Here is a 26,136-nt window from a genome sequence, read left to right on the forward strand (position 1 = left end):
GTTGATGACTCACCATAAACTCTGTTTCCACTGGCTGGTAAAGCAACGTTCCCAAGGCTTTACCCTTGCGGAGGTTTTGGCTTCTATTCTGGTGATTAGCCTCTTTACCATCGCTGCCATGCAGGCCATTGTGGTGGCCGCCTTTTTCCAAGCGGATGCCCGCAAATTTGCCGAGGCCAGTCACTGGATCCAAGATGATCTGGAAAATATCAAAATTGTTGCCTACGATCTGTGCCAGACAAAGTTTGCCCAACGCAAATTGGCCGCTTCTGCCCAAAGCACGGATACAACCCTCACGTTGGCGCTCATCGAACCCGGTGAAAGTGACTACGATCAAGCCATGCCCCCAGAGTATCGCACCGGGGGTGCCTGTCCAGTAACTTCACCCACGGATGGGTTTCGAGTGGGCGATCGCGTTCTCATTGGTTCAGATTCTGGGACGCGACAAATTACCGCTATTACGGGCAATACCATTACCATTACCCCTAGTGTGGGGGGCTATCGGGGCGTAGGCACCCGCGTTTATGCCCGCTGTCGGATTCAGCCCAACGAAACGAACGGGATTGATGGGGGGTTTGGTGCCTACCTGCAAACGCTGATTCCGCCCTTGAACAGCAATAACAACAACCGTCCGATTGTCAATGACACTTTTACATTAACCCGTACGCCAACAACCCGCGCGGAAGCGCCCTTCCAAACCCTAGAACTGGCCTATTCTGTGCGCAATAGTAACAACCGCGTCGTTGCTCAACTATCAACCGAGGTGGTGCCCAATGCATTTTTCCGCTGTCCGTGAGCAGGGCATGACCCTGATTGAAATCCTGATTGTCCTGACGGTGGCAGCGATTTTAGCGGTGGCTGTCACGCCGAGCTTTCTCTATTGGCTAGAAACGCAGCGGGTCAACCAAGCCCTTGAAAGCCTAGAGGGGGCACTGCGGGAAGCGCAACGGGAGGCAATGCGGCGCAACCAAACCTGTCGAGTGACGATTAACACAGGCACCAATCCTACTATCGCGGGGGATCCACCCCAATGTCTGCCCAATGGCTCCCGCCAACTGGAAAACGTGACCTTGCGTCGAGGAATAGGAACTGCCGCCGTACGGTTTGGCTTTCAGGGGCGCACCAGTAGTACAGGCACGATTGTGATTGCCTCCACAAGCCATCCGACCCTGCAGCGCTGTTTGGTGGTGTCTTTAGGATTGGGGATAATGCGTACGGGCAATTACCTCGCAACGGACACCACGGGTGCAACTGCCGCTAACTGTCAAGCGCGCGATTAAGGAGCAGGGAGATGCAGGACTGGCGCAGAGGCAATCGCGGCTTTACATTGACGGAGTTACTGGTAGCGGCTGCCGTTGGCAGTATTGTTGTGGCCATGAGTGGTTGGGCAATGGTGGCTATCCTGCAAAACAGTCGTCGTGTTGAAGAGCAGGCAATTACCCGCATGAACCTGAGCCGCGCCCTCGACTTTATCTCCGATGATATTCGCTCAGCCATTCGCATTTCAACCACGGCACCCCCAGATTGGGTCATTCCCAGTGGTGGCTACCAATTGGTGATGTTTATGGAAAAAACAGCGGATAACCTCGAGGAGCAAGACAACGGCACTTTGGCCAGCACAACCCGTGTGGCCTATTACACCCGTCCCAAGACAAGCAATGTGGTGTGGCGAGGCCCGATGATTCTCTATCGCCAAAAAATTGGTGACTCTACCCCCAATGCGTTGATTGATGGCATTGCCAACACGAGTCTCAACTGCACCAATAACTTGCCGGGCGCTGTTGACAGTGGCACCAACAAAGGAGGGTTTCGCGTCTTCGTTCAGCACAATCGCAATGTCAAGCTCTGCATTGCTGGTTTGGTGGAGTCAACGGGTACGGTTTACCAAGCAGAAACCCTTGCCGCCGTGCGATCCGGATCTGCGACCCCTACTCCCTAGCGGCAGCAGCATTCCTTGAGAGGTACTTTTGGGAACACTGATAGCTTCTCCTCTTCACTCGGATAGAATAGGTTCAAAACGGTGAAAGTTCCTAGGGAACGGGATGACCTCCCCTTTACTTTACGTACCCCCTGTTTGACAAAAGGGTCATCGTTTTTCTATTGCGGCTGTTATAGGGATGCAACCATGATTTGGCTTTTTTATAGTCTGATGACTATTCTTGGCATTGGTCTGCATTTGTGGCGACAGCCTCACCAGCGTACACGGGCAGGGATCATCCATGTCAGCTTGCTGTACCTACTGGTTATTTTTGTGGGAATTGGGGGGGTGATGAGTGCGTTGGTGCATACGTTTGATGCTGCAGCGACGGCTCGCAAAATTGGCTGGTTGCCGGGGAGTCCTTTCCAATTTGAGGTCGCAATGGCGAATCTGGCCTTTGGGATTCTTGGCCTGCTCTGTATTTGGCAACGAGGATTGTTTTGGTCAGCAACAGGGATTGGTTTCTCGGTCTATGTGTTGGGATGTGCCTATGGCCACTACCAACAGATGTTGCTGGGAAATTTTGCCCCCTACAATGCTGGCTGGGGGATTTGGCTTTACGATGTTGGCGTACCGTCGTTGATCTTGACATTGCTGTGGGGCCGCAGTCGCTGGAATGTGTCCCACCCTCATAGGAATGTGAGTAAATCCTAACACCAATCGCCCTCAGAGCTGGTGACCGAGTGATTTTCAACTTAACAGAACAGGCGCGATCGCAAGGGGGAGTGTAGGATAGGGAAGGCGTGATTGAAATCCTTTGGCTGCGTTGTCCCTATGCCTCGTCGTACCGATATTTCAAAAATTCTCATTATTGGTTCGGGTCCGATTGTCATTGGTCAAGCCTGTGAATTTGACTATTCGGGAACCCAAGCCTGTAAGGCGTTGCGCGAGGAAGGGTACGAGGTGATCCTGATTAACTCCAACCCCGCCACCATCATGACGGATCCCGAGACCGCTGATCGCACGTACATTGAACCCCTCATCCCGGAAATGGTGGAAAAAGTCATTGCCGCCGAACGCCCCGATGCCCTACTGCCCACAATGGGGGGACAAACGGCCCTGAACTTGGCGGTGGCTCTGTCAAAATTAGGGGTTCTCGATCGCTATGGGGTGGAACTGATTGGGGCTAAGTTGCCAGCCATTGAAATGGCCGAGGATCGCAAGCTCTTTAAGGAGGCAATGCAGCGCATTGGTGTGGGGGTGTGTCCCTCTGGCTTGGCCAATACCCTCGAAGAGGCGCGGGCGATCGCCCAAGAGATTGGGGTTTATCCCCTGATTATTCGCCCCGCCTTTACCCTAGGGGGCACTGGGGGCGGCATTGCCTACAACCAAGAGGAATTTGAAGAAATTGCCGCTGCCGGTCTCGATGCCAGTCCTGTCTCACAAATCCTTATTGAGCAATCCCTGATCGGCTGGAAAGAATACGAACTGGAAGTGATGCGGGACATGGCCGATAACGTGGTCATTATCTGCTCCATTGAGAACGTGGATCCCATGGGTATCCATACCGGGGACTCCATCACTGTCGCACCAGCGCAAACCCTGACGGATAAAGAGTATCAACGGCTGCGGGATGCTGCCATCAAAATCATTCGGGAAATTGGCGTAGAAACGGGCGGATCAAACATTCAGTTTGCCGTTAACCCGGAAACAGGGGAAGTGATCGTCATTGAAATGAATCCCCGCGTCTCCCGCTCCTCAGCACTCGCTTCTAAGGCAACCGGCTTTCCCATTGCCAAAATGGCGGCGAAATTGGCCGTGGGCTACACCCTGCCGGAAATCCCCAATGACATTACCAAGAAAACCCCCGCTAGCTTTGAACCCACGATTGACTACGTGGTCACCAAAATTCCCCGCTTTGCCTTTGAGAAGTTTCCCGGCTCGCAGCCGGTGCTGACCACCCAAATGAAGTCCGTTGGTGAAGCCATGGCCATTGGCCGCACATTCCAAGAGTCCCTGCAAAAAGCCCTGCGATCGCTGGAAACGGGACGCGCCGGCTGGGGGTGCGATCGCCCCGAAAAACTCCCCAGCCTTGAGCAACTGCGGGGGAAACTGCGCACACCCAATCCCGATCGCATCTTTGCCATTCGCCACGCCTTCCTTTTGGGGATGACCGTTGAGGAGATTTACGAACTGACGGCCATTGATCCGTGGTTCCTGCGGCAGATGCAGGGACTCCTAGAAACGGAAAAATTCCTCAAGCGCAGCAAACTAGAGCAACTCACTGCTGATGATCTCTGGCGGGTCAAGCAGCAGGGCTTTAGTGATGCCCAAATTGCCTACGCCACCAAAACCACCGATGATCAGGTGCGTGCCTATCGCCAATCCCTCGGTGTTGTTCCCGTCTATAAAACCGTGGACACCTGTGCCGCCGAGTTTGAGGCCTACACCCCCTACTACTACTCCACCTATGAGCGGCCGGTGGAACAGATTAACCCGGAGACGGGTGAGGTTGAACCCCTGCCGCCGCAATCGGAAGTATTGCCCCCCCGCAAGCCGCGGGTAATGATTCTTGGCTCTGGCCCCAACCGCATTGGTCAAGGGATTGAATTTGATTACTGCTGCTGCCATGCTTCCTACGCGCTGCGGGCGGATGACTATGAAACAATCATGGTCAACTCCAACCCTGAAACGGTTTCCACGGATTACGACACCAGCGATCGCCTCTACTTTGAACCCCTGACGAAGGAAGATGTCCTCAACATTATTGAGGTGGAGCGCCCCATCGGCATTATTATTCAGTTTGGCGGTCAAACCCCCCTGAAACTCGCCTTACCCCTCCAGCAGTACCTCGAAACCCATGGCGATCGCCTCGGAACGCAAATCTGGGGTACCTCGCCCGACTCCATTGATATTGCCGAAGACCGCGAACGCTTCGAGAAAATCTTGCGGGAGCTGAATATCCCCCAACCCCCCAATGGCACCGCTCGCAGTTATGCCGAAGCCCTGAGTATTGCCCAGTGCATTAGCTACCCCGTAGTGGTGCGCCCCAGTTATGTGCTCGGCGGTCGCGCCATGGAAATTATCTATTCTGATGCCGAATTGGAGCGCTATATGAACGAAGCCGTTCAGGTGGAGCCAGAGCGACCGATTCTCATTGATAAGTATCTGGAAAACGCCATTGAAGTGGATGTGGATGCCATTGCTGATGCCAGCGGTACCGTGGTGATTGGCGGGATTATGGAACACATCGAACAAGCCGGGATTCACTCTGGGGATTCTGCCTGTAGCTTGCCCACCCAATCCCTTTCTCCTACCGTGTTGGAGACCATTCGCAGGTGGAGTATTGCCCTCGCCAAGGCCCTCAAAGTGGTGGGGCTGATGAACCTACAACTGGCAGTACAAGGGGAGCAGGTCTATATTTTGGAGGCCAACCCGCGGGCATCCCGTACGGTGCCCTTTGTCTCCAAGGCGATTGGCATTCCCCTTGCTAAAATGGCTGCCCGCCTGATGTCAGGCAAAACACTTGCAGAACTCAATTTCCTCGATGAGAAGATTCCCAACCATGTCGCTGTTAAGGAAGCGGTTCTGCCCTTTGAAAAATTTGCCGGTACCGATACGGTGCTAGGACCTGAGATGCGCTCCACCGGTGAGGCGATGGGGATTGACATGACCTTTGGTGCTGCCTATGCCAAGTCTCAACTGGCGGCCAATCAAAGGTTACCTTTGAAAGGAACCGTTTTTGTATCGATGAGCGATCGCGACAAGGCAGCGATTGTGCCCGTGGTGCAGGAGTTGCAGTCCCTCGGCTTTCGGATTATTGCCACCGAAGGAACCCGCAATGCTCTGCTTGAGGCGGGTCTGAGTAATATTGAACTCATCCTCAAGCTTCATGAAGGGCGTCCCCATGTCCTCGATGCGATTAAAAATGAGCAGATTCACCTGATTCTGAATACGCCTTCGGGTCAGGAAGCCCGTACCGATGCCCAATTGATTCGTCGCACCGCCCTTGCCTACAAGATTCCGATTGTGACGACAATCGCCGGTGCCAAGGCGACGGCTGCCGCCATTAAAACCCTGCAAACCTCAACCCTCGGGGTACGGGCACTTCAGGACTACCATCGGGCGGAATGCTAAACATTGGTTTTGGCAACTATGTCTCGCCGCAGCGACTGCTGGCGATCGTCAGCCCCGACTCTGCCCCGATTAAACGCCTGATTCTCGAAGCACGGCAGCATCATCACCTCATTGATGCCACCCACGGCCGGCGGACTCGTGCCGTACTGGTCTTGGATGGGGAGATTGTCGTTCTCTCGGCGCTGCATCCTGAAACGTTGGTGGCGCGACTCAACCCACCCCCCTAGACGTCTCCAAAACATCAAAAAATAATCGTCACCCGCAGTGAGTCGGTGTAGAGGCCGGGGGCAACCCACTGCTGGGCAGGAATGCGACCGTAGATCGTCAGTGTATTGAGGACATTGTTGCCGGGAATAAACGGTCCCCGTTGCTGTGTGCCCCCAGTGCCATCGCCCCAAATGATACTGCGATTAGCATCGAGGTAGAGGTTATAGTTCAGGCGATCGCTCCCACTGCTCATTTGTCGCGGTGTAAAACTATTGCTGCCCCCTTGGCTTAGTTGAACCGTTACGGGGCGGTTGTTAAAGCGACCAGCCCCACCCCCCACACAGACAAACTGGACTTGACCAGTGGTATCCAAAGGAATGGGCGAAAAAGGATCATAGCTCCCAAAGTTCAAACCGGTCACACTTTGAAACTGACAACCCGTCCCCTGCGCCTGGGCGGCTGCCCAATACCCAAGGCAACTGAGGCCAGTGATGCATCCTATCGTGGCGAGTCGGGCAACGAACATGAGACTTCCCCTACATCAGTAAAGAGATCGTCACTGGGTGGCAGTGTCAGTTGGAACGTACAGCGCAGTTGCTCGTAGGTCACTTCAGCAGTGTAGGTTCCTGCTTCTAGGGTATCAAAGTAAAATTCTCCCCTTGGCGAGAGGGGCGATGGGATTTTTTCCTTGTTGCGTTCTAGGGTGAGTTGTCCCAAATTGGGAATGATCCGCTCACTGCCCCGCAAAATCACCACTCGTCCGACATAGTTGCGACTGGGGCGGACATCAAAGCGGGCGATCGCTCCCCCACGAAAAGGCGGTGCAATCAGTAGCTCGGTGCGGCCAATGGCAAAATCAATGGGAATATCCTGATCCTCAATCCGCAAGGCATTGCCGTAGTAGGGCAGCAAGTCTGGAATCAAAATTTTACCGCGACGATTCGTGCGACCAATTTCTTGATTACTTAAGTAGGTGCGCACACCCCCCACATTGGGCACATCCACCAAGACAAAACTCCCCTGCACCGGTCGCGTGGCAAAAACTTCACCGCCAATTGTGACGAATCCCCCTTCCACCACCACTTGCGCCTGTCCTGTATCCCCTGCCTGCGCGTAGCCAATTTGGTAGCGGCTCCAAGGGGCATTGTAAGAAAATGTGCCACTGACAAAGGCCTGCTCATTGGCCTGAAGCACCTGTCCCTGATAGCCATAGCCGACGCCCACCGGCAGCGATCGCGAGACGTTGAGGAAAGGAACCCCCTGATTTCCCTCTTGCAGCCAGCCGGTGTTAAGTGTCACCGCATTGTTCAGAAAGTAGTTAAACGTAACACTGATTTGGTTCACTGGCTGATCACTGCCAGAGAGGAAGCGCGAACCTTGCAGGTATAGACTGAGATTGCGGCGGAGTTGCACTTGAGCGAGAATCGTTGCCTGTTGCCGCACCCCTTGATCGCGGGGATTGGTAAAAAAGTACTGACCACTGATTGTTAGCCGCGACCCCAGACTGAGGGTAGCATTGGCAAAGCCCTCTAACTGCGGGCGATCGTCCCCCAAACCCAAGCCAGTATTGACATAGTTGCCACTGAGCAGGCGCACCCCACCACCAAAGGCCAGCCGCCGCCCCGGATAGTTGTAGCCAACAGCAACCCCACTCCCCAATTTTCCTTCAGTGGTACTCACCGCCGCCGCCACATCCAGCGTGCCAATGGGAATCGCCGTACTCAGGTTCAAGCCCGCATTCAAAAGATCGCCATTGCCTTCCAGACGTGCCCCCAGGGTCAAGTTATTCAAAATGCCCTGCCGATAGGCCGCCAAAAATTGCCCCTGATCTCCGTAGCTGAAATTCTCCGTGCCAAAATTTTCCCGCTCGGCACCGGCAGCCACAATAAACTCCGATAGTCCGGGGCGCAATAACGTAAACGACTGGACAAAATTACGGCTAAAGACCTGTTGATTGCCCTCAGCATCCTTTATCACAATTCGCAAGCGATTAAAGCCCCCAAAGGCGGGCAAATTTTTGAGAATAAACGGCCCCGGCGGTAACGTCACCTGCCGAATCAGCAAGTTATTCAGGTAAATTTCTGCGCTGCTGGGGGTGGTTACCTCACCCCGAAAGTCAAAGGCGGGTTGGCGAATCAGGTAAGGGCTAAGGCCAAAGTTGCGTTCCCAAACAATGCCCCCCCAAAGGCCACCCCCGCCCAACAGGTCACTGCTGATAAACGCATCCCCTAGGGTCAAAGTCGTGAGATGGCGCCGATGATCCAATCTAAAAGCGGTGAGTCCCCGTTGCAGGTTGCCATCGGCAGTCAACCCCAGCGTTGAGGTAAGGGCATTGCCACCAAAGCTAATCGCCACTTCACTGGCAGCCGTCAGTTGTTCAAAGTTATTCCAAAAAACGCCATAGTTCAGGTAGGCACTTAAGGGTTGGCTATAGCGAATCCCCGGCGGTTCATTACTCGGGTTAAAGTCAATGACCGTTTGTGGCAGTTGGGCTGCTCCCACCTGTAACCGTAGCACTAAGTTGGCATCATCCCGCTGGAATGTCATCTGCGGTGCCAACGACTGCAAGGAGACGTGCTCAATGCCTTGGATGATTTCGCGGCGACCGCCAATCTCCCTCAAACCGGCATTCACTAGATCCTGCACAGGGATGAGCACATCGTCGCCACGCACCAAAACAATCACATCCCCCTTGGTAACGCGATTCACCTCAAGGGTATAAATGGCAGAGACTTCTGCTTGGGCAGAGACTGGAGCAGCCATCAGGAGGCTACTAAGCGCAAACGCCGTTGGGAGTAGAAATTTCAGTTGTAAGGGAGGGGTTGGTGCCCACAGACTGTAATTTGACTTGGCGCACTTGGGCACAGTTGGTTTGTGGTAGAGGAATATTCCTAAAGGGGCGATCGCGATCGGCCAACACATACACCGACTCCAGCATTCGCTCGAACACCACTGTTCCCTGCTCATTCAGCCCCTGAACAGTGATACCAAGGGTTTGAATGTGGACATTGCCTTTATTGCGCAGGACAAAACTTAATTTGCCCCCTTCGACGCGACCATTCAAAATTTCGCCTTGGCGCTGGATATTGGCGGGTTGGACAAAAACTGGCAAGCTAAAGGTCTTGATAATGCGAATGGCTGCCCCTTGGGTTTCTAAGACATTGGCTGGGGGCAGTTCTGTCACCAACAGACGATAGGTTTGCTCTTCAGTGGTTGCCGGTTGCCGTACCCCAACCCGTAAAGTCCGCTGTTCTCCCGGCGGTACCGACAGCAAGACAGGGAAAGCCACGACATTGCCATCGCTTTCTGTAAGCTCTTCTCGACCATCGGCGGTTTGCTGCCAGCGGCGGACACTAATCTCAAAGTTAATCGGCACCTGCCCCGTATTGGTCAGGGTCAACAATGCCGTTCGCTGACGCGGTGAGAGAAACACCTGCACCGCATTCAGATAAAACTCCGAGGATTGTGCAGCTACTCTTGAACTCAGACCAAGAGCAAAGAGAGTAGCTAGCAGGGCAAACCGCCACCCGAATGGAAAACAGACTTTAGAACGAGACAATGACCTGAACTGTGTCACTATACGTTCCCGGTGTCAGTTGATTCAAGATGCCTGCGGGTAGGTTGTTTCCTGCTGGAATCCGGCCGTAGATGGTGAAGTTTTTGGGCAAGGCATTAGGTGCAGTGTACTCGACATCATTACTGGCATCGCATCCCCAAATCCCCGTTGCTGCAGAATCTTTGTATAGTCCATAGGGAAGACGGGCGGTACCACTGGCCATCTGGCGCTTGGGACTGGCGCAGGAAGACCCTGATGCAGAATTATTTCCTTGGCTCAGTTTGATAGTTGCTTGGGTCTTGGGTAAACACTGAACGCTGACTTTGCCTTGGGCATCTAGGGGCGTTGTTGCGTGGGCACCCAATGGAGAATAGGTGCCAAAGTTGATATTTTGAGTACCCGTAATTTTGCAAGCTGGGTTGACTTTTGCTTGAATCTGAATGTTAGCTGTTTGGGGCGAAGTTTGGGCTTTTGCCCTCTGTGCCATTAATAGAGGCAACACTCCCCCCGCAGCGGCAAGAAATAGACTGAGAAGAATCCGTTTGAGCAGGAATGAGAAAGTCATCGCCAAACCCCTTATGAGAACAACAAAAAGTTTACACTTCAGTCTTTGATGTTACTCTGATACTGAATGTAGCAAGCCTTTAGGGATGACTCGCGGTGAGCTTGCAACACACACTAGCAGTAACAATACTACAGCATACCCCCCTTGCCTACCGTGATTTCACGGAGGTTTTATCTTTCCTTTAGAAAGAAACAATAATCTGAACCGTATCGGTATAAGTACCCGGTGTCAGTTGATTCAGAGTCCCTAAAAGTGCAAGAGCTTGACCCGATGGGATGCGACCGTACACGATAATGTCTTTGACGCTAGCATTGGTCGCACTGTAGTCCACATCATTCAGGAAGTTACAGCCCCAAATGTCAAGAGGGGAGTAAGAACTATCCCGATACAAAAAATAAGGAAGGCGAGCAGAGCCAGAAGCCATACGCCGCAGCGGTACAAGACAACTGGACAAAGCAGCAGGATAACTCCCCTGATTCAGCCGAATGGTTGCTTGGGTGCCCGGTAAGCATTGCACACTCACCTGACCTTGGGCATCTAGCGCTTGGGTGTAGTGGGTACCGAGGGGATCATAGGTGCCAAAGTTAATATCCTGAACGCCCTTAATCACACAGGCTGCCTTCACCGTCGCCTGAACGTTGATGTTACTGGTTTGAGGTGAAGTTTGAGCATGGGCGCGCTGAGCCGTTAGGAGTGGCAATAGACCACTGGCAGCAGTCAAAAATAAACTTATTGGGTAGAGCTTTAGCCTCAGAAAACAGGGGCGATGCATAAGACTCTTCTCCCAACAGTTCATCAGTATTTTAATTGCTAGAGTGAAGCCTACAAATTGCTAATTATGATTATGAATTTGGAGAGCACTCAGTCATGACTCGTAGGCCAAGCTTACGCAAGCCTAATGTGAAGGTGTGCGGCGAATTCACAATTGCAGCCGTTATAGGGATGCTGTCAACCCTACACCACTTACAGGACTTATGAACAGAGAATTTTAACTACGCAACAAAAGTTAATCTAAAGATTGGCACCCCCAAGCGTCAGGATCATCGTTGATGGCATGCGATCGCCATCGAAGGCAGTCTCAAAAATATTTTTGTAATGTTGATTGACCCCATTTTATTTGAGTGTATGCTAGTGCCTAGGAAAATTTTGTAGCCCTTTGATTTGGAGTGATTGCTGTGTTGCCAGACTTGCTAAGTTTTGATGCTTTGCTTCAGAGTTTGCGTAATATTGACACCCTAACCGAGTGGGAAATGGCGGTTCTGGGCATTATTGTCATCGTGGTTGGCATTTCTCTAGGGAACTGGGTCTGGCCAAGGATTTTGCAGGGGCTATTTATTCTTCTGTATCTTGGTGTAACTGCTATTCCCCTATTTTTGGTGGCGAACGGTATTCTACACCAGTGGCAAGATGTGGTCTTTAGCTGCCTAGTTATCGGCTTTTTGGGGTCAATCCCGTTACTCCCCTTTTTTGCTGTTTCCAGTATTCAGCGAAAAATAGATGGCCTCAAGCAACAGGTGAACACACCACCTGCATCAGCTCCTATTAATTTCGAAAGGGAGTGAGATATTTTCAAGAGGGATAGGCTATACTCAAAGCATCATGAATGTTACTCAAGAATATGAGCTATAGCTTGGACTGACGAGAGCGGGTTGTCTCCTATATCAAGCAAGGTGGCAAAATCAGTGAAGCGACTCAAATTTTTCAGGTCAGTCGCGCCACCATCCATCGCTGGCTGAAGCGAGAGGACTTAGCGCCCACGGTTGTCCCCCGTCGTCCTTGGAAGCTGGATTGGGCGGCCTTAGCAGCCGATGTTGCTGCCCATCCCGATGACCGTTTAATCGACCGTACCCAGCGATTTGGCGTCCAAGTTTCCACCATTAGTTATGCCCTCGACCAGATGGGCATCACCCGAAAAAAAACAGATACGTTACCAAGAACGGTGTGAAGAAGAGCGACAAGCGTATCAACAGCAGCTCGACACATGGGTAGAGAGCCACGGCAAGGAAACGCTGGTGTATATCGATGAAACGGGGTTTGACTCTCGGGTGGCGTGTGAGTATGGGTAGTCAGCGCGAGGCCAACGAATTGATGGAGAGCGAGCGGGGAAGCGTCAGAAAAGAGAGAGTTGAGTCGCAGGACGGTATAGACACCAGAAAGACTTCATCGCGCCGATGCTGTTTTCAGGATATTTGAATGCGGTAGGGTTTGTGAGCTGGCTGAGTCAATACTGTTTGTCAGCGTTAGAGAAACGTTCGTTGTTGATGATGGATAATGCACCGATTCATCCGAAAGGGGTGATTCAGGCAGTGGTGAAAGCGGCGGGTCACGAGGTGTTATTTTTACCGAAATACTCTCCTGATTTGAATGTGATTGAGCACGACTTCAGTGCGCTGAAGCGAGCGCGGATGTATGCAGGGTCAAACAGTTCTATGGATGAAGTGATTCGCAAGTATTGTGCTGGATAATGTCTCATTCTTTATTGGAATAGCTATATGTTTTGAGCCTCAAGGGCAATCTACGGCATCTGTATTCTACTCAGTCTTGACGGTGGGGTAGAGTGGTTGGCGCAGGCGGTGCGTTGCCATGCCATTGTCTGAGTATGCGTTTGCCCTGTGGGCAAAGACACAGGGCTTCAAAACTACGGTAATCTTATAGAGAAACTAGAGTATTGCTAGCAGTGCTATGGGCATCACTATTGAAAACGTTTCTAAGTCCTTTGGCTCCTTTCAAGCGGTCAAGCAGGTGGATTTGGATATTGCCAGTGGCTCTTTGGTGGCGCTGTTGGGGCCTTCAGGTTCCGGCAAATCAACCTTACTGCGGCTGATTGCGGGTTTAGAGATGCCCGACACTGGCCGAATTCTGCTCACGGGCAAGGACGCCACCTATCAAAGTGTCCAAGAACGTAATATTGGCTTCGTCTTTCAGCACTATGCCCTTTTTAAGCACATGACTGTGCGCCAAAATATCGCCTTTGGCCTAGAGCTGCGCAAGGTGCCCCGTGCCAAGATCAAAGCTCGGGTTGAGGAGTTGCTCGAGTTGGTGCAGTTGGGTGGCTTGGGCGATCGCTACCCCTCTCAGCTCTCTGGGGGACAACGCCAGCGGGTGGCTCTTGCCCGTGCCCTTGCCGTAGAACCCAAGGTGCTATTGCTGGATGAACCCTTTGGTGCCCTCGATGCCAAGGTACGTAAGGAACTGCGAGCATGGCTACGCCACCTCCACGATGATGTCCATGTGACAACGGTCTTCGTGACCCATGACCAAGAGGAGGCTATGGAAGTCGCGGATCAAATTGTTGTCATGAACAAAGGCCAAGTGGAGCAGGTGGGCACCCCCGCTGAAATTTACGACCATCCCGCTAGCCCCTTTGTGATGAGCTTTATTGGCCCTGTGAACGTCTTGCGCTCCCGCGTCTTTCAGCAAAGCGAAGGCACGGCTGCCCACTGCGATATTTTTCTGCGCCCGCGCGACATCATCATTGAGACGAGTCCCAATGGTAACACCGTCTCAGCTCGCATTCACCGCATCATTCACTTGGGTTGGGAAATTCAAGTGGAACTGCGCCTAGATGATGGACAGGAGCTGATGGCTCACCTATCGCGAGAGCGATTTGACGAGCTGCGCCTTGAACCCCAGCAACAGGTCTTTATTAAGCCAAGGGAGGCAAAGTCCTTTCCCCTTTACTACAGTATTTAGGCACCAAAAAATCCGTTCATCCCTTGAACAAAGGGGGTCAAACTTGCTATGCTAACAAAGCAACGCAATGGGGTGTCGCCAAGCGGTAAGGCAGCGGGTTTTGGTCCCGCCATTCGGGGGTTCGAATCCTCCCGCCCCAGTTAGGTTATAGACATCAATGCCAAGAATATTACCTTCATTACTGGCCTTAGATTTTGATGGCGTCCTCTGCAACGGCCTGCGAGAATATTTTCAAACCAGTTGGCAGGTGTATCAGCAGGTGTGGCCTGAGCAGCCCCTTGTGCTTTCCCTAGAGGAACTAGAAAGGCAATTTGGTCAATTGCGCCCTGTGATTACGGTGGGTTGGGAAATGCCGCTCCTGTTGCGAGCAATTGTTGAAGGCACCTCTACTCAAGAGATTCTCCAAAACTGGCCAAAGGTGCGCGATCGCCTACTTGCTACCTACCATCTCACTGCCACCGATTTGGGAGAACGAGTGGACGGCCTGCGCGATCGCTGGATTGCAACGGACTGGCAAAGCTGGCTGGCGCTCCATGACTTTTATGACGGTGTCGTAGCCGCTTTGCAACGCTGGCAGACTCAAGGTCAACCCCTCGCCATTGTCACCACCAAGGAGCAGCGCTTTGTTACGTATTTGCTAGAGCAAGCGGGCATCTCCTTTCCCCCAAGGGCGATCTATGGCAAAGACCAACAGCAGCCAAAACCTGTGATTCTTGAGGCGCTTCAGTCAACCTATGGTGCTCCCCTGTGGTTTGTTGAGGATCGCCTCGGGGCACTGTTACAGGTTGCGGCTACACCGGAACTAGAGGAAACAGAACTCTTCTTGGCGACATGGGGCTATACCACTGCTGGCGATCGCGCCCAAGCCGAGGCACATCCGCGCATCCATCTCCTCAGCCGAGAACAATTTTGTGAATTTCCCCACTGGCTTTGCCCCTAACCCCTTGTCTTTCAAGGTGGTTTTCTCTATACTGGAAAAGCTGCGCAACAGCGCGGGTCGCTAGCTCAGCGGTAGAGCACTCGGCTTTTAACCGATTGGTCTTGGGTTCGAATCCCAGGCGACCCATTCCAACTAGCTATCCAATAGCCGGCGGAGTTCTGCCATATCGTCATCAATAGATTTACTCTGAGAGGATGAACTGGGGCGTGGTGCGTCCTGCACTTCGGGAGTAGAGACGTTGATATTAATATTTAACTGACTGCTGCCACTGGAGGTCTGGGGGAGTGTCCCCGCGGAGGAAGCATCGGGCAACAAGCCCATCTGCCGCTTCATTTCCAGCAGTTCAAATTCCACATCCTGTTTGTTGGCGCTGCTTTGGAGCGCTTGGAATTTACTTTCGAGAGTATCGCCACTCAGTTCAGCGATCGCTTGGGAGCGGGCTTCCATTTGCAGGACTTTATCTTCCATACGCTCAAATGCCGCCATCGCATTGGAGGTGCCCACCTTGCTGACCGCTTGATGAATCTGCTCAGAGGCTTTGGCTGCCCGGACACGCGCTTTGAGCATTTCCTTCTTCGTTTTCGCCTCAGAAATTTTGCTTTCAAGGGCGGTCAAGTTGTCCTTAAGGGTTTTTACTTGGACTGCCATTTGATCCACTTGGGCTTTAAGGGCGGCAGCGGTATCTGCGGCAGTTTTCTTGCGGTTCAAGGCTTCCAACGCGAGGGCTTCATCTCCTCTACTGAGGGCAAGGCGTGCCCGCTCTTCCCACTGTTGGGCATCCTTAAGATTTTGGGCGTACTGCTGCTCTAGTCGTTTCTGAGCAGCAATGGCTTGAGCAACGGCTTGGCGCAACTTCACCAAGTCCTCGTTCATGTCAATAATTGTTTGCTCAAGGATTTTTTCTGGATCTTCAGCAGCACTGACAATGGCATTGAGATTAGAGCGAATCACCATGCCGACACGATCAAGTAAACCCATGCTTTGCCTCGTCAATAACTCGTTGACTCTACTCTAGCGCATGCCCTCTACATCCCCATGATGCAGTAGCCCGAATCCACATAAAGAATTTGACCAGTGATGCCACTGGCTAGATCGCTGGCAAGAAAAGCTGCTGTGTTGCCCACCTCTGTTTGGGTCACTGTGCGCCGCAGCGGAGCCGTGGCTTCCACATGGTGGATCATATCGAGAATGCCCCCCACTGCTGAGGAAGCCAAGGTGCGAATTGGACCAGCGGAGATACCGTTGACACGGATATTCTGAGGCCCCAATTCTGCCGCGAGGTAGCGCACATTCATTTCTAGGGCTGCCTTGGCAATCCCCATGACATTGTAGTTCGGCACAACCCGTACACCCCCCAAATAAGTCAGGGTAATGATTGACCCGCCGTTGGTCATCAATGGTTTAGCGGCACGGCTGAGAGAGATCAGGGAGTAGGCACTGATGTCGAGAGCGAGATTAAAGCCTTCAAGGGAGACGGCGGAAAAGTCACCACTGAGATCTTCTTTTTGGGCAAAGGCCAAACAGTGAATCAAAATATCTAAGCCACCCCAAGTAGAGGCAATGGCAGCAAAGGCTTCGTCAATTTGTTGAGGTTGCTGCACATCTAGGGGTAAAAGCAGTTTGGGGTCTAAAGGAGCAGTCAGTTCCTCGACCTTTTGCTTCAGCTTTCCCCGCTCGTCGGGAAGATACGTCACTGCCAGTTCAGCACCTGCTGCATGGAGCTGTTGGGCAATCCCCCAAGCAATGGAGCGATTATTGGCAATGCCGGTCACAAGGGCGCGTTTTCCCGATAGGTCTAGGAGCATAGGTACAGCCAGTGTGAATGATCTAACCCTCTGATCGTACCAGAGGGGCTGCTGCCTTTAGCGCCAGCGTAGGACTTGGGTTTTCAAGGGGTTGACAAATTCCCGTCCCTCTTGGGTGGCTTTCTCGTACTCCCGCTTAAGCTGGTAATACCATTTAGCTTGGTAATCGGCCTCTTTGATAAGCGTCAACGGTGGCTTGTACTTTAGGCCTTCGCTTTGCTTGGCCACAATGCGCAAATCTTGGTTGAGAAATTCCCGCGCTAAGGGAGCCAGTAAGGGTTTCAGGGGGGCGAGCCATGGAAAGGTCCAGTAGTAGGTGGCAGTGAGTTCAGTTTCCTGATCGTTGATGGGGGTGAGGGTAATCAGAAAACAAAAGGTGTGGCGATCGCTATAGTTGGTTTCGATGCGAATCCCCGGCAGCCGATAGATAATTTCCACCTCAGGATGGCCACCTAAAATATGGTGTGCCCACGACTTGCGCAACAGGGGATGGCGGCGCATGGTAAAGCCATAGGGCGACGGATCAAAGGTTTTTGCCTTCTCAAAGAGCTTGCCCCGCTTGCGCCACCACCACGCCCCATGGACAAAGGGCGCATGGGAGGGATCCATAAAGTTAATAAACACCTGATCCAAATGTCCCGGAAAGATGAATTTTTGCACCGCTTGAGGTTGGGTCTCGGCGCTAAATCCGGGCACAAGGGGCACCTCTAGGGTCGGTTCACTGACATCACGCTCATTGGCTGGGAAAAAAATCCAGAGATTGCCCTGCACCTCGCGTACGGGATAACTCAACACACCAAAGTGCTTGAGATCCACATCACTATCACTGGTCAGGGAGGGAATCAGCGTACAGTGGCCGTGGGCATTGAAGCGCCAGCCGTGGTAGGGGCACTCCACCTCTTCCCCATCAAAGTGACCATAGTGTAGGGGAATGCCACGGTGAGGGCAGAGATTGCGCAGCGCAAAGGGCTTGCCTGAAGTGGTACGGCAGAAGAGAATAGGCTCCCCTAAAAGCACCTTGGCTTGGCAGCGACCCGGCTTGAGGTCAGCGGCTGGCAGGCCATAGTACCAGATATTGCGTAAGAAACTACTACCCTCATGGAGGGAGAATGAAGTGCTGCTGGAGTTCATAACCAGACTCTACCAGATGCTCGGCAGTTATTTTCTACGTTACGCCGAAGCAGCCGTCAAGTCAGTCACATACCGCAGCAAGATCCCCTTCTGGCCAATGATGAACCCTTGATCAGGACTAAAGAAGAGAATTTTATAAAAGTTGGAGGGGACTTTTTTCACGTCCACATCCTGCTGCCACGTTTGGCCACCATCTTGGCTACAGAGCAGTACCCCAGCACCCCCTGCTAGCCATACTTCATTGGGTGTGCGATAGGCCAGATCAAGGAAGCCAACACTATTGCGACGCAGGGGACTCAGCAGTTCTCCCCAGTTTTCGGAATTGTCTGGATCAGAGAAGGCAATTTTACCGCCATTGACAATCATCCAGAGCCGACCATCCGGGGTAAAGCCCATATTGTGGACACGGCGCGAGGTGGTGCGATTGTGGGGTTGCCAAGCCGTTTGTCCCGGCTGCCACGTGGAGTAAAAGCTCCCCCGCGAGGAGACAGCCACATACTCCCCAGAGGGCGAACGGTTGAGGTTGCGCATGACCCCAATGGCTTCTTGGACTAATGCTTGCCAGTTTTTGCCGCTGTCTTTGGTACGGTAAATGGCGCCTACATCGGTCATCATTTCCGCAGCGCCATTGCCGAGGGCTTTGATCAGGCGGGGTGAGCCGGGGAGTTTGGGATTGAGGGGAATTTGACTCCAAGATTGGCCACCATCGGTCGTGTGCAGCATAATGGGTGGCTCACCGACAATCCAGCCCTCGTTCCCTTGGAAGCTAACGCTGTTGAAGCGATAGTCGGGATTATCTAAAACCAGCGTACGGGGTTCCCAAGTTTGACCACCGTCGCGAGTTTCCATCAGTGTGGCATTGGCACCCACCAACCAACCGTGATTACGGTCAATAAAGCTCATATCGAGAATGGTTGAGGTGGTTGGTAGTTGGATGGCTTCCCAAGGGTTGTAGTCCAAGGCGGGGATGGCAAGGGCAGAGGTACTCAGGCTCATCCAGAGGACAACGGTCACCAGTAGCCAATGCAGGAACTTGATTCCTTTCATTTTTTGCCAGTAACTGTCAATTTGTTTAGCGAACATTATAGAAACTCAGTAGAAAAAGAACGGCAAGGGCAAGACCACCAAAAATGAGGATATTTTTTTGGCCGGGGGTGAGGCGATTCACACCCAAGCCGTAGTTCAGATTTTCCTTGAAGCCTGAGGGGGATCCCACAGGTCCAATGTTGCTAAATTGCTTTTTCGGAGCACTGCACACTGGACACCGCCAGTTTACGGGGAGATCAGCAAAGGCTGTCCCCGGCGGAATCGAGCGATTTTCGTCTCCCTTTGAGGGTTCATAGATGTAGCCGCAGGCACGGCACTCAAACCGATCTAAGGGCGCAACATCAGGGGTTTCGGCGGTCATACCTCAGAAATTTTTAAGATTTGCGACATACATCTTAATACTACGGGATTTAGGGGCGTTTCTTGTGATGAGGACAGGGGAGTTTTCAGGACAATACTGCGAAACTCTAAGACATGTAACGAAAGATCAGACCTTTGCAACATAAATATAAAGAAAAGATTAGGGAAGCCAGCCCTGCCAAGAAGTGATGCCATGATAGGGGTATTCAATTGAGGTCAGCCCATATAGACCTTAACCTTAAATCTCCTTTAATATTCCGTAGAATGCTGGCTTCCATATCACCAAGGGGGCTGGCATTTTACTTTTGGGGGTAGAATAGAGACCTGCACTTTCTACGGGTCGCCTGTGACTCCCACATTGTGTTGGCACTATCCACCGCTCCAAGCAGGAATTCTCTGTCGGCGCTATCAGCGATTTTTTGCGGAGATTGAGTTGACCTCTGGCGATCGCATCACAGCCCACTGCCCGAATACAGGGCCGATGACAGGAATCTGCCAAGTGGGTGCCCCCGTTCAAGTCTCCTACCATGCAGATCCCAAGCGCAAGCTGGCCTATACGTGGGAAATGATTTTCGTTGATGGCACGTGGGTGGGGGTAAATACGAGTTTGCCGAATCGGGTGATTGCTTCCGCATTGGCGGCAGGCATCCTACCGGAACTAGCTGGGTACGGCACTCAGCAGCGAGAGGTGGCCTATGGTCAAGAGCGCAGCCGCATTGACTTTTACTTGGCGGATCATCCCCAACAGCCCCCTGCCTATGTTGAGGTGAAAAATACCACTTGGGCGCAAGGGGGGTTAGCCCTGTTTCCTGATACGGTGACCATGCGAGGTCAAAAGCATCTGCGGGAACTGCAATGGCTACGGCAAACCCAACCTGACACTCGTGTGTGTATGCTCTACTTTATTAATCGCGGTGATTGCGATCGCTTTGCGCCGGGAGACAGTGCCGATCCCACCTATGGACAACTCTTACGCGCCGCCTACAACCAAGGGGTGGAAATTTTGCCCTATCGTTTTGCCATTGAGCCAACGGGCATTCAGTTTTTGGGAACGGCCAAGCTGGTACTCTAGGACACTTGGCTAAGTTCAATCAGATTGCCATCGGGATCTGCGACAAAGATTGCGGTTCGTCCTGAGGCACTGCGCTGCAAGGGAATTTGGGCTGCCACTAGGCGTTGTTCGAGACTGGCTAAATCAGTTACGCCAAGAGCAAAGTGGGGGTTACGTCCCCACCGCTGATCTTGACAGGGATCAACCACCTGCTCCGCTGGGATGAGATGAATTTGCACCGTACCGATTTGATACCAGCGGCCGGGGAATTTCAGGGGGCGATCGACGGGGGTAAGACCCAGCAACCCTTCATAGAAGGCCGCAGCTCGCTCCAAATCCGTGACGTTAATAGCAACGTGGAGAAAGACCATCAGGAATTGGCGGGTTGCGTCACCCCTAAGCGAATTTCTGAGCAAAAGGAGGCCATACTAAAGCCACCAAAGCGCTTGAGAATACTGGTGCGCAGGCGTAGATTGGGGCTGGCAAACCAAAGGCGCTCTTCAGAGTACATGGTTTCGTATTCGGTAATCAGTGTTAGGGCACCATCACTGCCCATACTGAAGCGACCGGCAACCGGTGCTTTTTCGGCATAGCCCATTTCCCGCAGGAGCTTGCCTTCCATCCGTGACCCCTGATCCATGATCGGCACCAGTACCGTTGAGCCTTCGTGCTTCTCGCTGTCCCATTCCATCGTGCCGTCCCAACTGACCCGTGCACCGCACACTGCCCAAGCGGGATCCATGTCATATTGCTGACACAGGGCAATGACCGCAGGATCATCCACAGACAGTAATTCAATGGTTAACTGAGACTTGCCTGACTCAGTTTGCTTAAAGGCCAAGTGATGACTGGTACGTTGGGAAAACCAGCGGCCAGCACTTTGGGCAAAAAAGTCGCGGATGTCCATACCTGCGCACACTATGTAATGGGGACAAGAGCAGTATTTTTGAGTCTTTTTTTAGGGTACACCGTCTCTTCGATTCCTTCCAAACGATCGCGCTGAGGAAAGATGCAGTCAAAGATTAACAATGTAACAATATGTAAACGAGTTTAAGATTTAAGATAGAAGTAGGTCGCCCTCATCAATCCCTATGCTGCACTCAAATTTACCTGAACCTCAACTGCTTAAGGTCTTGCTGGAGCCGCTACTCGAAGATTTTCAGTACTGGTTCACGCGATCGCGATCGCTCTTGCAGACAGAAGTGATTCCCTTCTTGAACGTGGCGGAACAGCAGGCACTCCTTGAACGGGTGGAGACGGCCCTCAATGATGTGATTGCTACCCAAAGCCTCTTTCGGGCAACGGACGGCCAAGTGGGGGTTGATACACAGGTACTGATGCAGTGGCATACGCTCTTGATGGAGTGCTGGCAGGTTGCCCACCACTATCGCTTATCCAAATCTTGTGACGCTTAAACCATTCTCGGCGCTTGGCTCGGAGGTGCTCTCTTCATGTTGCAGTTGATCTATATTGTTGCCTTTACAGTCTTGGCACTACTGGCCATGGCTAATCTGATTCGGAGTTTGTTGACCCTCGGCATTGAATCACAACGCCAATTTTCACCGCCACGGGTGACCCATCCCGAACTGTTAGATAGCGATGGTCATGTGATTGATGAGCCCCTGTTGGTGATGCGCTCTCTCAGTGTGGAGGATGCCCGTGCCCAACTGGATGCGATCTACCGCGAATCCCCCAGCTACGGTGACGACGCCCGTGGAGAAACCCAAGCCTAAATTCTTAGGCTCCTATGGGCAGTTCCTGACCCGCTGGTTTCAGGTGGATGCAACGGCACTGGCGGAGGTCTTGGCTAGGGCACGGCAGGAATTAGCGGCGACGGAGGTCTTGCTGATTGGCAAACCTCAATCGGGGAAAAGTTCGATTGTGCGGGCAATGACGGGTGCCGATGCCAGTATTGTCGGGGCGGGGTTTCGTCCCCATACGCGGCAAACACAGCGCTATGACTATCCCACGGCTGAACTGCCACTGCTCACCTTCACGGATACAGTGGGCTTGGGGGAAACGCCAGAGCAAACGGCTGAGGTGGTGGCGGAATTGGATCACCTGTTGCAGCAAAGTCAACGGGCACGAGTGATTATTTTGACGGTCAAGGTAACGGATTTTGCGGGCGATCGCCTGCACCAAGTGGCAAAGGCACTGAAGAAGGCTCATCCAGAGATTCCGTTTATTTTGGCCATTACCTGTCTGCACGAGCTGTATCCCCCCAACCAAGAAAATCATCCCCCCTATCCCCCAGAGATTCCTGAGGTTAATTTGGCGATCGCTGGCCATAAGGAGCGCTTTGCTGACATTAGCGATCGCGTCATTCCCCTTGACTTTACGTTGGAGGAAGACGGCTACACCCCTGTTTTTTATGGCTTTGAGACCCTTGCTACAACCCTAGAGGCAGTGCTGCCCAAAGCAGAAGCCCAACTGCTCCGCAAGCTGATCGCCCAATCCCATCTCAGTGATCAACTGGCTCCCCTCTATCGTCAGGTGGGGCGGCGCTACATTGCCCCCTTTGCAGTGATGGCGGGAACCTTGGCGGCAGTGCCTTTGCCCTTTGCCACGATGCCAGTCCTTGTGGGGGTGCAGGTGGTGATGGTGGTGCTGCTGGGGCAGTTGTACGGTCAGACCCTTTCGCCTTCCCAAGCCGGGGGCATCTTGACCACAATTGGCGGCGGATTTGTGGCGCGGTTGGTGGGGCAACAGTTGATTAAATTGATTCCGGGTTTGGGATCGGTGCTGTCTGCCTCTTGGGCGGCGGCCTATACTTGGGCCTTGGGGGAAGCCGCCTGTGTCTATTTTGGCGACGTGATGGGGGGCAAAACTCCCGATCCGCAGCGCATTCAGCAGGTACTCCAAGAAACATTGGCAACCGCACATTTACGCTTGCGCCAAAGCGAGTCCTAAATCAAGCCATCGTTTTGAGGGGCATTGGCCTTCAGGGAGCCATCCGCTTGCCAGCGCACTTCCCCGGCTTCTCCGACCACAAAATAGGGAATTTCTTTCTCCTTTAGATAGCGGGCGATCGCGGGATCAAGGGCGTTGCGACTAAGAATGACACTGCGCGGCTTAACAATCTCAAAGAGGCGTGGCGTTAATTTTCGCCCCCACCACCAGAGAACCTGCGGTGGCTCCACGGGCGTCACGGCCAGCCAATCCGTTTGAGCGGCATCGCGACTGGGATCACTGACAAAGAGCCACTGACTGTTGCCCATCTCCAAGGTCAAGATAGCCGGATCCGCCCGCAGGACAGTAATTTTCACCTGACCCAGTTGAACGGGTTGCCGCAGGGGAAGCGATTGATGGGGCACCTTGAGGGTGGTCAACATTTCCCGGTAGGCAGGATCACTCTTGGCCGTTGGCACATCCGTAAACTGGCGAATTGGGGTGATCCCATGAATCTCGCGCCAGCCCTGTTGTTGACGGTACTGGCGATCGCTGGCCACCGCCCAATCAATGCGGTTAATGCCCTCTTGAGCCAAGAAAGCCGTTAGCCCTTGGGGATCTCCCCCATTAATGACGACTGTCCCCGCTGGTTGCTGAACCACCAGTGTCGGCACCTGTGTATTGGCCAGAACCGTAGCTTGAAAGAGGGTGTTTTGGCGCAGAATAAAGGGCACGAGAACCAGAGTGACACCAAGGGTAAACAGCAAAAACCAACGGCGCCGCCAGCGAGGACTCAGCCACCCAAGGACAATCAGGCCATAGAGAACAACAACTTGCAGCCAACCCAAACTGCCAAGGGCGATCGTTGCCCCCGGCCACTGGCCGATGGTTTGAATCAGCCACAGGAGGAAAGCTGTGGGGTAGTAGAGGAGCCAAGCAAGCGCCGATCCCACAGGCGGAACGAGGAGGCCGACCATGGCACTGATGAAGCCGCCAACCGTCAAGAGAACCAAGGGCAGATTGGCAAGGACATTAGCCAGCAGACCATACACCGGGAAAATACCGAAGATTGCCAAAGAGAGGGGCAGTACCCAAAGGGTGGCCGCGAGGGGTACCGCGACAAGGTTGCGCAGGGGTGTTGGCAACCAATCGAGGCGATCGCTGATCGGTTGAGCACTGACAATGAGACCCAAGGTGGCTAGGAAGCTCAACTGAAAGCCAATGTCCTCAATCCACAGGGGATTGTAGATCAGCATGGCAGTGGCGATCGCCAGCAGAATCACGAGGGGTTGCCCCTTTTGACCATTCACCAAAGCCACCAGACCCGCCAAGCCCATCAACACAGCGCGAATTGCTGAGGGGGCAAACCCACTCAAACAGGCAAAGAGCACCAAGACCCCAGCCCCCAAACCATAGCGCCACTGCTGCGGCAGGAAACGCGTCACCGCCAAGACAACTGCCAACAAAATCGCCGTATGAAACCCCGAGGCCGCCAGAGCATGGGATAGCCCCACGCGCCGAAAGCTGTCGCGCACCTCAAAGGGAATGGCCACCGCGCGGTTCCCCAGCACCATTGCCGAGACCACCGCACCATAGCGATCGCCCAACCCTTGGGCATGGACTTGGATAATCCGCTGCCGCAGTGCCCACAACCCCCAAGGTGATCCCTGATCCAAAATCGTGACCTTGTTGCCTGCTAAGCCAGCAAAGGTGTGCTGTAACTGAAGCTGCCGCCGAAAGTTAAAGGCACGAAAAAACTCACTGCCCCCCCCACGAGGCAGATAGAGCCGCCCCGAAATCTGGATCCGTTGGCTGGGATGTAGCTTTGCCCCTTCCGCTGCTGGCAGTGTCACATAGAGGCGGCCACTGGCTCTCCCTTGCAGCACCTCACTTTGGGCCGGTACTTGACTGAGATTTTGATAGCGCTCCACCCCTAGGAAAAAGCGTCGTCGCCCAGCGCGATTAGGTAGTGGTGTGGTTTCAACACGCCCCTCGACGAGCACCGTTGACGGTAGGTTCAACCCCTCAAGACGGGGCACTAAACTGCTGATGTCATTCACCCCCGGCTGGGGCGTGCGCAGCCACACATAGGCCATCGCTAAAAGGGCAACCCCGGTGGCGATCGCGAAACTTCGACTCGAAGGCAGGCGCAGCCAAACCTTACCGCCCCAGCGCCGCCCGCTGTAGAGCATCCCTCCTAGGGCCAAGACCCCCAGCCAACCCCACTGAAAGAGACTGAAAACACACCCCGTAATGAAGGCGATCGCCCAGAGAATTCCATCCGCCTTGGTAATGCTGAACATAGCCTTGTTGGGGTTGGCGTCCAGAGACTTAGGAGAAACTTTAAGACGGCATCATGCTGTAGGGACAGAGTTTTAGAACCAATTCAGACTTTAACCTATGTCATGCCAACACTAAGGGGCACCCGCGTCTTTTTTTCGGCGTCAATGGTCACCTCTTCAGGACGGCAGCGCACGACACTGACCTCAAGTCCCTCTGCGCCCTCAGCCTTCAAGTCCTCAATGTAGCCATCCTTCTCTTTTTCCGCCTCCATGGGTGTCAGAAAAGGGCCAAAGTAGTAGGTGCAGGGGGGGGTTTTCGTTTCTATCTTGACCCACCATGCCAGACCCATACCATTGACGAGATCGGCGAGCCAGCTTGTAAAACTTGTATTGCTATCGTTAAACATTGACAGTATTCCTCCGAGACTTGCCAAGTTGCCCTAACCAATCAATTCAATACATTTGTTGGTTTACTCTCTATTTGTGTATAACTGATCCCCCCCTAAATGTGTAGGGTGAAAATTTCAAACCATCGATTGTCATAATTTATTTACA

The 26,136-nt window shown here is 53.1% G+C and carries 27 protein-coding genes, 2 tRNA genes and 1 pseudogene; 16 read left to right on the top strand and 14 right to left on the bottom strand.

The window, feature by feature from the left end:
- Positions 1–4: 4 nt before the first annotated feature.
- From RHP47_RS06885 to RHP47_RS06910, 6 genes are all read left to right on the top strand, one after another.
- On the top strand, positions 5–796 hold the full coding sequence (locus RHP47_RS06885) for a type II secretion system protein (protein WP_310840048.1): 792 nt from the start codon (positions 5–7) through the stop codon (positions 794–796).
- Positions 774–1,280 carry a GspH/FimT family pseudopilin gene (locus RHP47_RS06890; protein ID WP_310840049.1) on the top strand — a complete coding sequence of 169 codons (507 nt, stop codon included), beginning with the start codon at positions 774–776 and terminating at the stop codon, positions 1,278–1,280. The genes RHP47_RS06885 and RHP47_RS06890 overlap by 23 nt, the downstream gene beginning before the upstream one ends.
- A gap of 11 nt (positions 1,281–1,291) precedes the next feature.
- Positions 1,292–1,939, top strand: coding sequence for a prepilin-type N-terminal cleavage/methylation domain-containing protein (locus RHP47_RS06895; RefSeq protein WP_310840050.1), 648 nt, complete (start codon positions 1,292–1,294; stop codon positions 1,937–1,939).
- 186 nt (positions 1,940–2,125) lie between these two features.
- Positions 2,126–2,632, top strand: coding sequence for a DUF6790 family protein (locus tag RHP47_RS06900; RefSeq protein ID WP_149819398.1), 507 nt, complete (start codon positions 2,126–2,128; stop codon positions 2,630–2,632).
- Positions 2,633–2,752: 120 nt separating this feature from the next.
- Entirely contained in the window at positions 2,753–6,055 is a 3,303-nt protein-coding gene (gene carB / locus RHP47_RS06905) for a carbamoyl-phosphate synthase large subunit (RefSeq protein ID WP_310840051.1), read from the top strand.
- On the top strand, positions 6,049–6,282 hold the full coding sequence (locus RHP47_RS06910) for a DUF370 domain-containing protein (RefSeq protein ID WP_149819402.1): 234 nt from the start codon (positions 6,049–6,051) through the stop codon (positions 6,280–6,282). Before carB ends, RHP47_RS06910 begins: the two co-directional genes overlap by 7 nt.
- Positions 6,283–6,296: 14 nt before the next feature.
- Here the strand turns inward: RHP47_RS06910 and RHP47_RS06915 are convergent, their stop codons facing one another.
- From RHP47_RS06915 to RHP47_RS06935, 5 genes are all read right to left on the bottom strand, one after another.
- A complete protein-coding gene (locus RHP47_RS06915; RefSeq protein ID WP_149819404.1) occupies positions 6,297–6,788 on the bottom strand; it encodes a spore coat U domain-containing protein in 492 nt (163 codons plus the stop codon).
- Positions 6,761–9,025 (bottom strand): fimbria/pilus outer membrane usher protein, encoded by a 2,265-nt coding sequence (locus tag RHP47_RS06920; RefSeq protein ID WP_310840052.1) that lies wholly within the window; start codon positions 9,023–9,025, stop codon positions 6,761–6,763. Before RHP47_RS06920 ends, RHP47_RS06915 begins: the two co-directional genes overlap by 28 nt.
- A gap of 10 nt (positions 9,026–9,035) precedes the next feature.
- On the bottom strand, positions 9,036–9,695 hold the full coding sequence (locus RHP47_RS06925; protein WP_286668539.1) for a molecular chaperone: 660 nt from the start codon (positions 9,693–9,695) through the stop codon (positions 9,036–9,038).
- A 112-nt stretch (positions 9,696–9,807) separates the two neighbouring features.
- On the bottom strand, positions 9,808–10,383 hold the full coding sequence (locus RHP47_RS06930) for a spore coat U domain-containing protein (protein WP_310840054.1): 576 nt from the start codon (positions 10,381–10,383) through the stop codon (positions 9,808–9,810).
- A 181-nt stretch (positions 10,384–10,564) separates the two neighbouring features.
- Positions 10,565–11,104 (bottom strand): spore coat U domain-containing protein, encoded by a 540-nt coding sequence (locus tag RHP47_RS06935; RefSeq protein WP_190278013.1) that lies wholly within the window; start codon positions 11,102–11,104, stop codon positions 10,565–10,567.
- A 454-nt stretch (positions 11,105–11,558) separates the two neighbouring features.
- Here RHP47_RS06935 and RHP47_RS06940 point away from each other — a divergent pair, with 454 nt between their 5' ends.
- The 6 genes and pseudogenes from RHP47_RS06940 (at position 11,559) to RHP47_RS06965 (ending at position 15,142) form a co-directional block, all read left to right on the top strand.
- Entirely contained in the window at positions 11,559–11,945 is a 387-nt protein-coding gene (locus RHP47_RS06940) for a hypothetical protein (protein ID WP_310840057.1), read from the top strand.
- Positions 11,946–12,043: 98 nt separating this feature from the next.
- A pseudogene (locus RHP47_RS06945) lies at positions 12,044–12,848 on the top strand (IS630 family transposase).
- A gap of 217 nt (positions 12,849–13,065) precedes the next feature.
- On the top strand, positions 13,066–14,076 hold the full coding sequence (locus RHP47_RS06950) for a sulfate/molybdate ABC transporter ATP-binding protein (protein WP_149819417.1): 1,011 nt from the start codon (positions 13,066–13,068) through the stop codon (positions 14,074–14,076).
- A 68-nt stretch (positions 14,077–14,144) separates the two neighbouring features.
- Positions 14,145–14,216, top strand: a tRNA-Gln gene (locus RHP47_RS06955).
- A gap of 17 nt (positions 14,217–14,233) precedes the next feature.
- Positions 14,234–15,016 carry an HAD family hydrolase gene (locus tag RHP47_RS06960; RefSeq protein ID WP_149819420.1) on the top strand — a complete coding sequence of 261 codons (783 nt, stop codon included), beginning with the start codon at positions 14,234–14,236 and terminating at the stop codon, positions 15,014–15,016.
- Between the two features lie 54 nt (positions 15,017–15,070).
- Positions 15,071–15,142: transfer RNA gene (locus tag RHP47_RS06965), tRNA-Lys, on the top strand.
- A gap of 6 nt (positions 15,143–15,148) precedes the next feature.
- Here RHP47_RS06965 and RHP47_RS06970 read toward each other — a convergent pair.
- Genes RHP47_RS06970 through RHP47_RS06990 form a run of 5 tightly spaced genes read right to left on the bottom strand, consistent with a single transcriptional unit; the run spans position 15,149 to position 19,360 of the window.
- A complete protein-coding gene (locus RHP47_RS06970; protein ID WP_302679200.1) occupies positions 15,149–15,994 on the bottom strand; it encodes a PspA/IM30 family protein in 846 nt (281 codons plus the stop codon).
- 47 nt (positions 15,995–16,041) lie between these two features.
- Positions 16,042–16,821, bottom strand: coding sequence for an enoyl-ACP reductase FabI (gene fabI, locus RHP47_RS06975; RefSeq protein ID WP_286625085.1), 780 nt, complete (start codon positions 16,819–16,821; stop codon positions 16,042–16,044).
- Positions 16,822–16,878: 57 nt separating this feature from the next.
- On the bottom strand, positions 16,879–17,952 hold the full coding sequence (locus RHP47_RS06980) for an aromatic ring-hydroxylating dioxygenase subunit alpha (RefSeq protein WP_149819425.1): 1,074 nt from the start codon (positions 17,950–17,952) through the stop codon (positions 16,879–16,881).
- A gap of 39 nt (positions 17,953–17,991) precedes the next feature.
- The gene (locus tag RHP47_RS06985) at positions 17,992–18,999 is read right to left on the bottom strand and encodes a photosynthesis system II assembly factor Ycf48 (protein WP_255451625.1); all 1,008 of its coding nucleotides are present in this window, start codon (positions 18,997–18,999) and stop codon (positions 17,992–17,994) included.
- A 25-nt stretch (positions 19,000–19,024) separates the two neighbouring features.
- Positions 19,025–19,360, bottom strand: coding sequence for a rubredoxin (locus RHP47_RS06990; protein WP_149819429.1), 336 nt, complete (start codon positions 19,358–19,360; stop codon positions 19,025–19,027).
- 345 nt (positions 19,361–19,705) lie between these two features.
- Here RHP47_RS06990 and sfsA point away from each other — a divergent pair, with 345 nt between their 5' ends.
- Positions 19,706–20,431 carry a DNA/RNA nuclease SfsA gene (sfsA, locus tag RHP47_RS06995; RefSeq protein WP_149819431.1) on the top strand — a complete coding sequence of 242 codons (726 nt, stop codon included), beginning with the start codon at positions 19,706–19,708 and terminating at the stop codon, positions 20,429–20,431.
- On the opposite strand, the gene RHP47_RS07000 is transcribed toward sfsA, so the two are convergent.
- Together RHP47_RS07000 and RHP47_RS07005 are read right to left on the bottom strand one after the other, a co-directional pair.
- A complete protein-coding gene (locus RHP47_RS07000; RefSeq protein ID WP_149819433.1) occupies positions 20,428–20,781 on the bottom strand; it encodes a VOC family protein in 354 nt (117 codons plus the stop codon). The two genes, sfsA and RHP47_RS07000, sit on opposite strands and share 4 nt — an antisense overlap.
- Entirely contained in the window at positions 20,781–21,317 is a 537-nt protein-coding gene (locus tag RHP47_RS07005; protein ID WP_190278015.1) for a phycobiliprotein lyase, read from the bottom strand. Before RHP47_RS07005 ends, RHP47_RS07000 begins: the two co-directional genes overlap by 1 nt.
- Before the next feature lie 184 nt (positions 21,318–21,501).
- Here RHP47_RS07005 and RHP47_RS07010 point away from each other — a divergent pair, with 184 nt between their 5' ends.
- From RHP47_RS07010 to RHP47_RS07020, 3 genes are read left to right on the top strand one after another with little or no spacing between them, the layout of a single operon-like run.
- Positions 21,502–21,825, top strand: coding sequence for a DUF2605 domain-containing protein (locus tag RHP47_RS07010; protein WP_286625093.1), 324 nt, complete (start codon positions 21,502–21,504; stop codon positions 21,823–21,825).
- 36 nt (positions 21,826–21,861) lie between these two features.
- Positions 21,862–22,143, top strand: coding sequence for a DUF2973 domain-containing protein (locus RHP47_RS07015; protein ID WP_149819439.1), 282 nt, complete (start codon positions 21,862–21,864; stop codon positions 22,141–22,143).
- Positions 22,112–23,320 (top strand): GTPase, encoded by a 1,209-nt coding sequence (locus RHP47_RS07020; protein WP_310840060.1) that lies wholly within the window; start codon positions 22,112–22,114, stop codon positions 23,318–23,320. Before RHP47_RS07015 ends, RHP47_RS07020 begins: the two co-directional genes overlap by 32 nt.
- Here RHP47_RS07020 and RHP47_RS07025 read toward each other — a convergent pair.
- Positions 23,317–25,602: a ComEC/Rec2 family competence protein gene (locus tag RHP47_RS07025; protein ID WP_310840062.1), complete on the bottom strand. Its 2,286-nt coding sequence runs from the start codon at positions 25,600–25,602 to the stop codon at positions 23,317–23,319. The two genes, RHP47_RS07020 and RHP47_RS07025, sit on opposite strands and share 4 nt — an antisense overlap.
- A gap of 95 nt (positions 25,603–25,697) precedes the next feature.
- Positions 25,698–25,988: a DUF1816 domain-containing protein gene (locus RHP47_RS07030; RefSeq protein ID WP_149819445.1), complete on the bottom strand. Its 291-nt coding sequence runs from the start codon at positions 25,986–25,988 to the stop codon at positions 25,698–25,700.
- Between the last annotated feature and the right edge of the window lie 148 nt (positions 25,989–26,136).

The organism is Thermosynechococcus sp. QKsg1, from assembly GCF_031586415.1.
GTDB lineage: Bacteria > Cyanobacteriota > Cyanobacteriia > Thermosynechococcales > Thermosynechococcaceae > Thermosynechococcus.